Here is a 736-nt window from a genome sequence, read left to right as displayed (position 1 = left end):
GCAGGACCAAGCATTTTTAATCTGGTTCAGTTTTGGGCTGATGATGATTGTATTAGTGGTCGTATTTGTTTTGTTTGCAAGATTTGTGTGGAAGTACAGAGAGACGGATCAAAATAAACATACACTTCCAAAAGATGTCAAAGGAAATAAGAAACTTGAAATAACGTGGACGACATTAGCGATTTTGTTGCTTGTCGTTCTTGCAGTTCCAACGGTAGCGATTACATATGACCAGTCACCGGTGCTGTCGTCTAGTGAAGAGGCAGAACAGGCAGTACATGTGAATGTGACTGGACAACAGTTCTTTTGGACATTTGAGTACGAAAATGGCAAGGAAACGACAAATAAATTAGTCATACCTGCCAACAAAACAATCGTATTCCACTTAATCTCCAAGGATGTCATCCATTCATTTTGGATTCCGCAACTGGGCGGGAAAACAGATGTATTACCAGGTAAGGAGTTATTGTACAAATTAAAAAACCCCAAAGAGGGCACATATGAGGGGAAGTGTGCGGAGTTCTGCGGCGTCCAGCATACCAAAATGCAATTTACAACAAGGGTCGTATCAAATGAAGAATATGAAAATTGGTTGAAAGAGTAACCACATACATTCAAACACGTAATGTCCTAATCTTAAAAGCAGAGGGTGTAAGCAATGACAATACCGTTTTTTAAAGATACCATGTTTGTTCCTTCAGATGTAGTAGCGGCATGGGTTTTAACAATTATATTA

The 736-nt window shown here is 39.3% G+C and carries 1 protein-coding gene; it reads left to right on the top strand.

Annotated features, from left to right (window positions below):
• Positions 1-604, top strand: a 604-nt coding sequence (coxB, locus tag AC3G7N_RS20940) for a cytochrome c oxidase subunit II (protein WP_489424087.1), incomplete at its 5' end; no start/stop codon positions are given.
• Positions 605-736: the final 132 nt, after the last annotated feature.

This window comes from Virgibacillus carmonensis (genome assembly GCF_057836705.1).
This window is presented reverse-complemented; position numbering and strand designations above follow the sequence as displayed.